Below are 12,030 nucleotides of genomic sequence, written 5' to 3'. Positions count from 1 at the left end.
GGACCAGGAGGTGGTCTTCGTCGCGTCGTCGTAGGCATACAGCACCTGCTCCTGCTGTTCAGCGGTCAGGGTGGCGAAGAATGCTTCTGCTGCGGCCGCAGTGCTCGTGATTGTCTCCGCGGTCGTTACCGCGCTACCGGTCGTCGCCACAGCTTCAGTGGAGGTGCTCGCTGAAGCAGAAGCCTCAGCTGTCGAGGATGCGGTCGCGGAGGACGAAGTCGTCGTTGCGGTGTCAGTGCTGGTGGATGAAGGGGCAGCGGATGTGCTGCAGGCCGCCAGGGAACCGGCCAGGGTGAGGGCAGTAACCGAGGATGCGAAGCGCATCCAGAATCGGCGTGATGGCGAAAGAGTTGAAGTGGTCATAGGAAGAGTCAAAGGCCCCACCCTTTCCCTGGCTTAGCTCCGGCCTGTGTGGCGCCTGTGAGTCACCCGAATGCCACCGGCCCCCTGCCTACTACGCAGTGAGGCCCTGCTGGGAGCTCATATGGGGGATTGGGCTCCGACACAGTTCCGGCACAGCAACGGCTTGGACCGTGGGAGAGCGAACCTTTCCCCATTCTTCGGAGAACATCACATGAATATCCTGATCCTCATCGGCGCAGACCTCCTTGCAATCACCTTCCTGACTTTCGGGCTGTATCTGCGCCGCCACCGACGCCGTGACCTCGTCGTCTCCTACCTCGGCATGAATGTTGGTGTCCTCGCGGTCGCGACAGCGCTCTCAGGATCAGCGGCCGGCGTGGGGTTGGGACTGGGTCTCTTCGGTGTTCTTTCGATCATCCGGCTCCGGTCGACCGAGCTCGCGCAGCACGAAGTTGCCTACTACTTTTCCGCCCTCGCCCTCGGTTTGATCGCCGGTCTTGGCGCCCAGCCGCTGTGGTTACCGCTGGCGCTCATGGGCCTGATTCTCGCGGTTATGCTCATCGGTGACCACGCCCGGGTGCTGCCGGCCTATCGTCACCAGGTTGTAGTGCTGGATAGGGCTATCAGCAATGAGACGGCACTCTACGCACGGCTGGCCGACGTGCTCGATGCCAGGATTCACTCCGCCACAGTGTCCGAGCTCGACCTCGTCAACGACAGAACCGTGGTTGAGGTCCGATATGAAATGTCCTCTCCCACCACACGGGCGGAGTTGGTACCGGAAACGGGAACCACTACCACTGTCCCCGTCGCGGACAGCTCGGCCGGCACAACCTATTACACCGACCTGCCCGAAACGGTGCCAGCAACCGACCCAGCCGCTGTCCCATCCTCACTGCAGGCCCCGAATCACCCGTTCGACCACCGCATTGATGGCTATGCCGGTAGCACACAGCAGGGCGCGAGGATTTTGTGAGCGCCCCCACCTTCGCGAACCTGGACGCGCGGCCGGCAGTCAGCCTAGAGGACCTCAATACCGCGGCTTCTCTGCAGACCAGAATGGATCGTAAGTATGTGGTCGGTGCCCGCTTGGCTGCGCACATTATCAAAAGTTTCGAGGCTGAAGTTCTCGTTCTCGAGATGCTTGGTCGCCGGTCCTTCACCTACGACTCCGTCTACTTCGACACCCCGGACCTGAACAGCTACCTGCTCGCCGCAGGCGGCCGACGCCGACGCTACAAGATCCGGACCCGCACCTACGTGGACAGTGCCATGAGTTTCCTTGAGGTGAAGACCGAAGGGACACGCGCCGCCACGGTCAAGGAACGCATCCCCTACAACTCCGTCGACAGTCACCGCATCACGCCCGAGGGCCTCACCTACATTAACGACACCCTCGCCTCCTCGATCGGCTCCATCCCTTCCGGTGACCTGAAGCCCGTTATTGAAACGCGGTATCGCCGAATCACCCTCTACCTGCCTCAATCACACAGTCGAGCGACGATCGACCTCGGAGTCACGTGGCGGAAGCCCGGCAGTAATGCTCAGGAGCTCGACGGCGCCGTCATCATCGAGACGAAATCCGGCAGCACCGCAAGTGCTCTCGATCGTCACCTATGGGCACAAGGCGTCCGCCCCAGCCGCATCTCCAAATTCGCAACTGGTATGGCTGCGCTGGACCCCACACTGCCTGCCAATCGCTGGCACCGCACCGTCTCCGTCAACCTTCCGCTCCGTCCGCTCTCCATCTGACTTCTCCGCTGACCACCAAAGGACCACCATGCGACTCTTTCCCACCACAGCCCGTGAAACAGCCCTCAAAACCTCAGTCGCCGCCCTGGCGCTGGCCATCTCACTTGCCGGATGTAGTGCCGGGACCACGACGAACCAAGGAACAACGGTCGCCACTCCAGAAGCCACCGGCACCTCCACGTCGGCGACCGAGGGAACCCCCGAAACGACGGACGCCACAGCAGTTGTGGCAGCAGACGCCACAGCGATTACGGAGGACACGCACTACGACGACGATGACCTTACCTGGGATGCAGCGGAGGAAGTGACGGTAAGTCTTGCCGACGGAGCCAGTAGCTCAACCAGCGACGCCGTCACGATCGACGGCGATACGGTGACCATCACGACCGCCGGAACCTACCGGCTCGCCGGGAGCCTGAGCGACGGTCAGATCGTCGTCGCCGCGGGGGAGGAGGACGTTGTCCGCATCATCCTGGATGGCGTTGATGCCACCAGCAGCACCGGATCGCCCTTCGTCGTCACGAGCGCCAACGAAGCCCTCGTGTACCTCGAGGACGGGAGCACCAACACGCTCACCGACGCAACCACGTATACGGACACGGGGACCGACGCCCCCAATGCCACGGTCTACTCCATGGCTGACCTCACCATCGCCGGCGCGGGCGCCCTCACGGTCACCGGCAACGCCAACAACGGCATCACCTCAAAGGACGGGCTCGTCCTCGCCGCAGGAAACGTGACCGTCAACGCGGTCGACGACGGCATCGAAGGCAAGGACTACGTCGCCCTGCTTGGAGGCATCTACGACGTCACCGCCGGCGGCGACGGGATCAAATCCACCAACGAAGACGAAGAGAACCGCGGCTGGTTCAGCGTCTACGGCGGGCAACTCACCGTCTCCTCGGGCGATGACGGGGTGAAGGCCGCCACGATCCTCACGGTGAACGCCGGAACGGTGAACGTCACCGACTCCGTTGAAGGCCTCGAAGCCCAACACATCATGATCAACGGCGGCGCGGTCGACGTGACCTCGAGCGACGACGGTGTGAACGCCTCGGGTGGATCCTCAGCGTCGACCAGCGGAGGCATGGCCGGAATGGAAGCCGGCGACTACACGGTGACTGTGACCGGAGGAAATCTCACGATCGACTCCGGAGGCGACGGACTGGACTCCAACGGTGACGCCAGCATCACCGGCGGCACCGTCGTCGTCAATGGACCGGCAGGGCAAGGTAACGGTGCTCTGGACGTCAACGGCGAACTCACCGTCGATGGAGGGACGCTCGCTGCTGCAGGAAGCGCCGGAATGGTCGTCACACCCGGTACAGCGTCCACCCAGTCCGCCATCCAGATAACCTTCGGATCCTCAGTTCCCGTCGGCACAGCACTTCAAATCGCCTCCTCGGACGGCACCGTGGTCGGCACCTTCGTCACCAGCAAGGACATGGCCTCGCTCATCTACTCCTCGGACGCCCTGACCGAAGGAGACACCTACACCGTCTACTCCGGCGGCACCACCACAGCGTCCGAAGGCATCACGGAGGGCACGCTCGAAGGAGCGGAGGAACTCGGCACCGTCATCGCCGGGGAGTATGCCCAGTCCGCGGGTCCCGGCGGCCGCTAATCATGACAAATGATGACCTCGCTGTCCGCACTGATCCGGCTGACCCAACCACACCGATGATGCCTCGAGGACACCTGCTCGAGTGGATCCGCACCCGTTCACAATCCCGGGACGAGGTCGCTGCACGCATCTCAGCTCACGTGTACGGAAACATGACTGTTCTTGGAGCGATGCTGGTCTTGGTACCGGGTGCTGCCGTCAGTTCGGCAGGAGCACTGATCGTGCTTGCGGCATGCCTTTCCACATTCCTAGCGCATGCGTTCTCTGACCTGCTGAGCGAGCTTGTAGGTCACGACCAACACTCGATACTCATAACGGCGGGTACCGCAATGCGGGGCTCGGTTCCGATCGTAACTGCAGCTGTCGTGCCGTTGGGGCTCCTGACTATCGGAGCGTGGGCAGGATGGTTGGAGCCTCAGACGCAACTCGCCGCGCAGCTATTCATTTGCGTGCGGATTGGCATGATCGGGGCTTTCGCTGAGCGTTTGCGCGGCCAGACCAGCTCACCACGTATCGCCCTCCTTGGGGTGGGCATTGCCATCGCGGCGGCAGTCATCGCCGTCGCCAAGCTTGCTATCACTTGAATCAAGCAGCGCCACCAATACGCAAAGCCCGCCTATCTGTTCGGTGTTTCGCGTTCCCTGACGGTCAACGTGAGAAACCGCCGCTTCGCAACCGCCGTCACTTTTCACCGTCTGTCATAGCGAGTCTGTGCAGGCGACCCGACTTGAGTGCGGTTCCGCTGAGATGGTTTCAGTGGAAGCACCTCAGCGGAACTGCACTCAGCGGAATAGAAGGAACAGCTAGAAGGGATGACGAACAGATACCCCGCAAGGCGGCCGTCGCCTGGCGGGGTATCTGTTCTTGGTTGTCGTGTTCTAGGAGATGTTCGGCGAGGCCGGTGTTTGCTGCGACTTCAGGCTTGTTGTTTCGGTCGGCTTGCTGCCGTCCGCGAGGAGGAGGCGGGCTCGTCGTGTTGCGGGTCCGAAGATTGCCAGTGCTACCGCGCCGACCATCCAGGTGCCGGCGATGAAGATGAAGACGCTTTCGTAACCACTGTTGCTGTAGAGCGAGGCGATGATGAGTGGGCCGGCCGCGTTGGAAAGCCTTCCCAACCCGTAGGAGACACCGGTGCCGAGTGATCGTCCTCGGGTGTCGAAGACTTCGGGGGAGTAGGCGTAGGCGAGGGCGGTGTACCCGCGTTCGAACATGTTGACGAGGAACCCGAAGACGACGATCAGGATCGGGTTGAACGTCAGTCCGTAGAGAAGGCCGCAGACGGCGATCAATGTTCCGAAGACGACGAGGCACCATTTGCGTTCGAAACGGTCGGTGACGAGCGAGGCGACGAAAGAACCCAACGGGGCACCGACGGTTGTGAGCGCGACATAGAACAGTGATTTCTGGATGCTGAACCCTTCTTGGGCCAGCAAGGTGGGAGCCCAGCTCGAGTAACCGAAGAACCCGATCGTCTGCGTCACCCAGAGAATGGTGAGGAGGATTGTCGGTCCTAGATACTTCTTCTGCAGGAGGATGCTCAGGGGAGCCTTCGGCTGCGGCTCAGTGATGACGGGTGCAGCAGGGGTCGACAATTCGCCCTTTTCCGCAAGGACACGGGCCTCAATTTTCGCCAGGACCGCCTCGGCCTTGTCGTACTGGCCCTTGCTTTCGTACCAGCGGGGGGATTCGGCTAGGTGCCGCGAGAAGAAGATGAAGAGCACACCCAGTGATCCCCAGAGGTAGACAAGGCGCCAGGACCAGTCAGTGAGGGGTACGACGCCGGCGGCGATGAGGTTGGTGACCGGGGTGCCGCAGATACCGATGACGATGGCGTACGCCTGGTACTTGCCGCGGACGGCGGCAGGGAAGATTTCGTTGATGTAGACGACGGCGACAACAGTCATGGCGGCGAGACCTGCGGAGGTGAGGACCCGGAAGACACCGAGGGAGATGATGTCCCAGGCGAAGACAGCAGCAAAGGAGAAGACCGAGTACCAGAGGGTAGTGATGGCGAGGGCATTCTTCCTTCCCCACCGATCGGCGATCCAGCCGGCGGCAATGGATCCGAAGAACATGCCGACGAAGGACAGCGATGTCACGTAGGCGATCTGGTTGATGGTGACGCCCCACAGTTCGATCAGTTTCGGGGCGGTGGTGGCGAAGCTGTTGATGTCCGCGAATTCGAAGAAGTACGCGAAGGAAACGGCGACGAGGGTGAGCTTGTGGAACCGGGAGATTGGAAGCCGGTCGAGCCGGTTGGCTGCATTACTGTGCTGCTGCATGGGGAGCCCTTTGCAGGTTGTAGGGAAGGCTCAGGCGTCGTCGCCGGGCCAGTAGAGGCGGGTGGGGTTGTCGACGAGGAGCTTGTGCTGCTGGTCGGGATCGGGCGCTATGAGGGGGATGTAGTCGACGAGGAGTCCGTCGTCGGGCATGTGGTTCTTCAGGTTTGGGTGCGGCCAGTCCGTTCCCCAGAGCACACGGTCGGGGAATTCCTCGATGACCCGCCGCCCGAAGGGAACAGCGTCCCGGTAGGGATGCTGTTCGCCGTCTAGTGCCGGTGGTCCTGTGATGCTGAGGCGCTCCGGACAGCTGACCTTCACCCACACGTCGTTGCTGTTGGTGAAGCGTAGGAAGCGTGAGAACTCGGGACCATCAACGGGCTGGGTCGTGTCAGGGCGACCCATGTGGTCCACCACCAGAGGCGTGGGAAGGGATCCGAAGAAGCCCTCGAGCTCCTCGAGGTCGGCGCCTTCAAAGTAGATGACGATGTGCCATCCGAGAGGGGCGATTTTCTCGGCAATGGTGCGTAGTTCGTCCTTGGGCGCGGTGTTGACCAGTCGTTTGAGGAAGTTGAAGCGCACACCCCGAATACCCGCGTAATGCAGTTGCAGGAGCTCATCGTTGGAGATGCTTGGGTGGACGGTAGCCACCCCTCGGGCACGACCTTCGGAGGCTGATATCGCGTCGAGCACCGCACTGTTATCCGCGCCGTGGCAGGTCGCCTGCACGAGGACGTTCCGGCTGATCCCCAGGTGGTCGCGCAGGGCGAACAGTTGTTCCTTACTGGCATCACACGGGGTGTACTTCCGCTCTGGGGCGAAGGGAAATTCTGCACCAGGACCGAACACGTGGCAGTGCGTGTCAACGGTCCCCGCAGGGAGGGTGAACCGGGGCTTGGAGGGATTGAGATACCAGTCCAGCCAGTCGGGGGTTTTCGTGAACTGCTCAGTCATTGGTGCTCCTTTGCTCCTTGCCCGTGTGGTTCTAGTCGATGTAGCGCAGGCCAGCGGTTTCGAGCGGTCCACGCATCGAGTAGATGTCGAGGCCGAGCTCTCCGGCTGCGAAACGGACGCGTTTGGTTTCTTCGTTGTCCTCGCGGGTGCGTGCCGCTGCCGCGACCTCCGCCGCCCGGGCGGCGGGCACGACGACGACCCCGTCGACATCGGCGATAATGACGTCACCGGGATTGACCAGGGCGTTGGCACAGATCACGGGGATGTTCACGGACCCGAGGGTGGCCTTGACGGTTCCCTTGGAGTTGATGGCGCGGCTGAAGACCGGGAAGCCCATTTCCTGCAGTGTGGCCACGTCCCGGCAGCCGCCGTCAATGACGAGACCGACGGCGCCTCGGGAGTGCAGGGACGTGGCGAGGAGGTCCCCGAAGAAACCGTCCTCGCTTTCGGTGGTGCAGGCCGCGATCAGCACGTCTCCGGGCTGGATCTGCTCTGCTGCCACGTGCATCATCCAGTTGTCCCCCGGCTGGAGCAGAACGGTGACGGCTGTGCCGCAAAGTTTTGCGCCCGGGTATACGGGCCGGATGTAGGGGCGCATCAGACCCAGTCGGCCCATGGCTTCGTGGATGGTGCTCACGCCAAAGGCGGATAAGGCTTCGACGTCGGTCTTCGCGGCGCGGGTGATGGTGCGGTGGACTACTCCGAGTTCCTGCATGAGAAGAACGCTCCTATGAGTCGGGGTCAGCGGCCCTGCTGCTTGAGCAGGTCGTTGAGGCGGGGGTAGACGGTACGCGCGTTGTGTTCGTGGATGGCTGCGCGATCCACGTCGTCGAGGCCGGCGGAATCGATGTAACGTGCCGTGTCGTCGAAGTTGTGGCCCGTGCACGGGTCGATGTCGCGGACAGCGCCAATCATTTCGGAGGCGAAAAGGATGTTCCGGGTGGGGATGACGTCCAGCAACAGGTCGATTCCTGGCTGGTGATAGACGCAGGTGTCGAAGAAGATGTTGCCGAGGACATGCTCCTCCAAAGCCGGTTTTTTCAACGCCATGGCCAGTCCGCGGAAGCGTCCCCAGTGATAGGGGACAGCACCGCCGCCGTGGGGGATGACCAGTTTCAGGGTGGGGAAGTCCGCGAACAGGTCGCCCTGGATGAGCTGCATGAAGGCGGTGGTATCCGCGTTCAGGTAGTGGGCTCCGGTGGTGTGGAAGGCGGGGTTGATGCTGGTGCTGACGTGCACCATGGCCGGAATGTCGTACTCGACCATTTTCTCGTAGATCGGGTACCAGGACCGGTCCGTGAGGGGTGGGGAGGTCCAGTGCCCGCCGGAGGGGTCTGGGTTGAGGTTCAGTGCGACGGCGCCGTATTCCTCGACGCAGCGGACGAGTTCGGGGATGCAGGTCGCCGGGTCTGATCCGGGGGATTGGGGGAGCATCGCAGCTGGCACGAAACGCTCCGGGTAGAGCTGGGCGACGCGGTAGCACAGCTCGTTGCAGATCGCGGCCCATTCGGCCGAGGTCTTGAAGTCTCCTACGTGGTGCGCCATGAAGGACGCGCGCGGCGAGAAGACGGTCATATCGATGCCGCGCTCGTCCATCAGCCGCAGTTGGTTCTGCTCGATGCTTTCCCGCAGATCCTCGTCGGAAATGTGCAGGTCAGCGCGTGACGGCGCCAGCGAAGGATCCTGCAGGCCGGCAACCTGGCGGTCACGCCATTGGCCGAGGGCCGCTGGGGCTGTCGTGTAGTGCCCATGAATATCGATAATCACTTACGAGTCCTTTCCAACGAGTGCGGAGGCTGCATCCGAGGTGTCGAGGTTCCAGTGGCGGCTCGGGATGAGGACGTCTCCGGCCATGATGAGGCGGGCGGTCCGGACGAGGGCGGATTTCGTGACCTGCTGCGGATCGGCTGCGTCGAGGCCGAGCTCGACACTAAATTCACCAGCGGGATGTTCCACTGACACGGTGACACCAGGACCATCGCTCACCTGGGTGATGTCTCGGGCCACGGTTCCGTCGATGATGCAGGCGGTCGCGACGGTCACTGCTGCCAGGACGCCAATCGATTCATGGCAAACATGCGGAATGAAGCTGCGGGTATGGATCGAACCACCCTGTACGGGATCAGCGACAAGGGTCATCTTCGGGTAGTTCTTCTGTGTCACATCGCCCAGGCCCATGAGGTGTCCGCTGGCAAGCCGCAGCGACTCCAGCGCGCCCTTGAGCTCCTGGTTCGAGTTGAGCTCGGAGGGTGCCTCGTAACCGGTGACCCCGACCGCGTCAGCGCGGAGAATTACCACAGGCATGCCGTTGTCAATACACGTGACCTCGATGCTGCCGATGCCATCGACGTCGAGGCGGTCGCGGACGTTGCCCGTCGGCAACAGGCCCGAAGCCACCGATCCAGCTGTGTCGAGGAAGTTGATAGCAATCGCCGCTGCGGTGCCCGGGACTCCGTCAACTTTCGTGTCGCCGTCGTAGTCCACGTAGCGCCCGGCGGGGCCCAAGGGAGTCTGGACGGTGATCTCCGCGACCATGCCTGTGTTGAGAGTCAGCACCCGTGCGGTCGTCGTGTCGGCATCGGGTGCAAGTAACCCGGACTCGATGGCGAAGGGAACAACGGCTGCGAGCATGTTCCCACAGTTCGGGCTGATATCGACGATGTCACTAGCCGGTTGCAACTGAGCGAACAGGAACTCGAAATCGACACTCTCCCGCTCACTTGGGCCTACGATGCCGGCCTTGCTCGTCAGCGAGTGAGCCCCACCCAGACCGTCGATCTGCCGCGGATCAGGGGACCCCATGACTGCCAACAGAACCGCGTCCCGAGTGGCACTGTCGACCGGCATATCCGCAGCACGGAAGAACGGGCCCCTGGAAGTACCACCCCGCATCAACCAACACGGAATAGCAACTTGACTCCCGGCGTGCCGCGGCTGGGGAGTGAGCATTGCGCGGTTTGGAGCTTGCGTCGTCATCGCGATCCTTTCGGCACTGACGTCGTTGTGATGGGCCACACACCACCCTAAGTGTTGACGAGATTGTTGACAAGATTGTCAGGTGACCTGCGCCTCCTGCGGGGGCGATTTCTCGCACCGTTAGGATTCACTGACAGCATGAATTTGAGGACAAAGCGAAGTAGAGGGCAGTGATGAGCGGTCAGCTAACCGGTGTAAGTGGGAGGCGTGCGGTCGCTTTAGGCATCCGGCGGGCGCTGATGGCCGGAGATATGGTGCCGGGCCAGAGACTGATCGAGCAGGAGTTGGCTGAGGATTTCGGAGCAACGCGAAGTTCCGTGCGGGAAGCGCTTCAGGATCTAGCTGCGGAAGACCTCGTCGAGCTGGTCCCTCGCCGGGGAGCTCGGGTGCGGGTCGTATCGGTTGAGGAAGCTATTCAGATTACCGAGTGCCGCGTGTCGTTGGAGGCGCTCTGTGCCTATCGCGCGGCGGAGGTCGCTACAGAGGAACAGCGCGCTGCCCTGCGTGTAATCGGGGAGCAGATGAAGGACGCTGTTGCTGAAGGGGCGCTCAACACCTACTCCGCGTTGAACCGCCAACTGCACGAGCTGATTATCAAAGTCAGCGGCCAGAAGGTTGCAGGGCGCTTGCTTGAACGCCTCAATGGTCAGATGGTTCGGTATCAATTCCGGCTAGCGATGCGCCCTGGGCGCCCGAGCAAGTCCCTACCGCAACACCTGGCTATGATCGATGCTGTTGCTGGTGCTGACCCGATAGCAGCCGAGAGCGCGGTACGGGTCCATCTCGCGAGCGTAATCGACGAATTGCGGCTTACTCCTTCACGATCGGAGTCATTGCTCCGGGATGAACAGTTGCAGGAAACATAGCGGCTACGCCTGTATCAGTCCGGTGATGCCGGGCCTGCGCGGTTGGTCAACCCGGACGCGACCGACACCCCTGCCAGCGCTACAGCTGTTGCGCCGAACACGCCCGAGGCTCCCGTGCTGGCCGCGAAGAGCCCGACCGCTGCAGGGATCGTTGATTGGCCCAACCTGTTCGCGCTCAGCCGCAAGCCTAGGAAGGTGCTGCTTGTCCCTGGGCTGGCGGCCAGTGTTATCGCCGTCATCGTCAATGGTGACCAATTCTCAGGGTGATGCCGGCCATTGCGACGAGGACGGTGAGGAGCCAGATGTCCAAGGTCCGGGCTGCATCCAATACGGGAAGCAGTCGAGATTATTGAGGTCCGCGCAGCCCTCGAGGCCCTTTGCGTCCGCAAGGCCACAGCCCTCATCACTGATGCGCAGATCGAGGAACTCCAGCACCTGGGCTTGAGATGTCGAAGGCTGCCGAGGCAGGAGCGCTGCAAGAATACTCGTCAGTGAACAAACGGCTACGCCGCCGCATCGTAGAGATCAGCGGTCAGTAGGCGGCTGCCTCCAACATCGAGCGACTCCGCGCGCAAAGGGTCCGCCACCAGTTTCGCCTGGCAATGCAACCTGCACGGACAGCAGTCTCGCTACCCGAACACGTCGAAATCATCGAGGCCTGTGCCCACGAAACGCCGATCGAGCGGCTGGCTAGATGGGAAGCCATATGGAAAGCATCGCTGAAGCCATCCGCAACTCGGCAACGGCACAGCAGACCTAGTAGCCTCCAAGGCGGAAGTGTTACTGCCGTTCCGAAAGTTTGACTCCTAAAGCTGCGTTACCAGTGACGTTGTCAGATCTCGTGATTACTACCGTCAGAGACACTCGGCTGGCACCAATGACCAGTCACTCCTACCGGCCCTCTCGAAGCCCGGTAGGAGTGCTGCTCGTCGCTCAGCCGTTATCCGTTTGGAGGTGTTCCGCCTGGCAATTCCATCCCACCTGGGCCAGCGCTCTCCTCTTGGACGACGCTGCCGGCGTAGTCATTTGTGGGGTCGCGGTAGATGGTGTGGATGTGTCCCCACCCACCGGTGATGACACCGGCCACGTCGGCGCCGGCTGATCCCTGCTGGTTGGAGAACTCGATGAAGACGTTCGGCCCGGAGATCTGGAAGTAGATGCCGCTTCCCTGGGTCATGTCATAGACCGTTGCTCCGGACCAGTTGATGTACGTCTC

13 protein-coding genes are annotated in these 12,030 nt (G+C 62.0%); 7 read left to right on the top strand and 6 right to left on the bottom strand.

Annotated features, from left to right (window positions below):
- Nucleotides 1–157: 157 nt before the first annotated feature.
- From ACX80N_RS17625 to ACX80N_RS17605, 5 genes are all read left to right on the top strand, one after another.
- Nucleotides 158–400 (top strand): hypothetical protein, encoded by a 243-nt coding sequence (locus ACX80N_RS17625; RefSeq protein ID WP_459340445.1) that lies wholly within the window; start codon nucleotides 158–160, stop codon nucleotides 398–400.
- 174 nt (nucleotides 401–574) lie between these two features.
- Nucleotides 575–1,339, top strand: coding sequence for a DUF4956 domain-containing protein (locus ACX80N_RS17620; RefSeq protein ID WP_459340444.1), 765 nt, complete (start codon nucleotides 575–577; stop codon nucleotides 1,337–1,339).
- Entirely contained in the window at nucleotides 1,336–2,115 is a 780-nt protein-coding gene (locus ACX80N_RS17615) for a polyphosphate polymerase domain-containing protein (protein ID WP_459340443.1), read from the top strand. The genes ACX80N_RS17620 and ACX80N_RS17615 overlap by 4 nt, the downstream gene beginning before the upstream one ends.
- Nucleotides 2,116–2,143: 28 nt before the next feature.
- On the top strand, nucleotides 2,144–3,739 hold the full coding sequence (locus ACX80N_RS17610; protein ID WP_459340442.1) for a carbohydrate-binding domain-containing protein: 1,596 nt from the start codon (nucleotides 2,144–2,146) through the stop codon (nucleotides 3,737–3,739).
- 152 nt (nucleotides 3,740–3,891) lie between these two features.
- The gene (locus tag ACX80N_RS17605; RefSeq protein ID WP_459340441.1) at nucleotides 3,892–4,323 is read left to right on the top strand and encodes a hypothetical protein; all 432 of its coding nucleotides are present in this window, start codon (nucleotides 3,892–3,894) and stop codon (nucleotides 4,321–4,323) included.
- Nucleotides 4,324–4,617: 294 nt separating this feature from the next.
- Here ACX80N_RS17605 and ACX80N_RS17600 read toward each other — a convergent pair whose 3' ends face one another.
- Genes ACX80N_RS17600 through ACX80N_RS17580 form a run of 5 tightly spaced genes read right to left on the bottom strand, consistent with a single transcriptional unit; the run spans nucleotide 4,618 to nucleotide 9,921 of the window.
- Complete coding sequence (locus ACX80N_RS17600; RefSeq protein WP_459340440.1) at nucleotides 4,618–6,021, bottom strand: MFS transporter; 1,404 nt, start codon at nucleotides 6,019–6,021, stop codon at nucleotides 4,618–4,620.
- A 30-nt stretch (nucleotides 6,022–6,051) separates the two neighbouring features.
- Entirely contained in the window at nucleotides 6,052–6,972 is a 921-nt protein-coding gene (locus ACX80N_RS17595; protein WP_459340439.1) for an amidohydrolase family protein, read from the bottom strand.
- Nucleotides 6,973–7,003: 31 nt separating this feature from the next.
- Complete coding sequence (gene ligK / locus ACX80N_RS17590; RefSeq protein WP_459340438.1) at nucleotides 7,004–7,687, bottom strand: 4-carboxy-4-hydroxy-2-oxoadipate aldolase/oxaloacetate decarboxylase; 684 nt, start codon at nucleotides 7,685–7,687, stop codon at nucleotides 7,004–7,006.
- A gap of 26 nt (nucleotides 7,688–7,713) precedes the next feature.
- Entirely contained in the window at nucleotides 7,714–8,739 is a 1,026-nt protein-coding gene (locus ACX80N_RS17585) for an amidohydrolase family protein (protein WP_459340437.1), read from the bottom strand.
- Nucleotides 8,740–9,921, bottom strand: coding sequence for a 4-oxalomesaconate tautomerase (locus ACX80N_RS17580; protein WP_459340447.1), 1,182 nt, complete (start codon nucleotides 9,919–9,921; stop codon nucleotides 8,740–8,742).
- Nucleotides 9,922–10,121: 200 nt separating this feature from the next.
- Here ACX80N_RS17580 and ACX80N_RS17575 point away from each other — a divergent pair, with 200 nt between their 5' ends.
- Both ACX80N_RS17575 and ACX80N_RS17570 read left to right on the top strand, forming a co-directional pair.
- A complete protein-coding gene (locus tag ACX80N_RS17575) occupies nucleotides 10,122–10,814 on the top strand; it encodes a GntR family transcriptional regulator (protein WP_459340436.1) in 693 nt (230 codons plus the stop codon).
- Nucleotides 10,815–11,132: 318 nt separating this feature from the next.
- Entirely contained in the window at nucleotides 11,133–11,309 is a 177-nt protein-coding gene (locus tag ACX80N_RS17570) for an FCD domain-containing protein (RefSeq protein WP_459340446.1), read from the top strand.
- A gap of 445 nt (nucleotides 11,310–11,754) precedes the next feature.
- Here the strand turns inward: ACX80N_RS17570 and ACX80N_RS17565 are convergent.
- A partial coding sequence (locus tag ACX80N_RS17565) for a DUF3500 domain-containing protein (protein WP_459340435.1) occupies nucleotides 11,755–12,030 on the bottom strand: 276 nt, incomplete at its 5' end.

This window comes from Arthrobacter sp. MDT2-16 (genome assembly GCF_054510925.1).
This window is presented reverse-complemented; position numbering and strand designations above follow the sequence as displayed.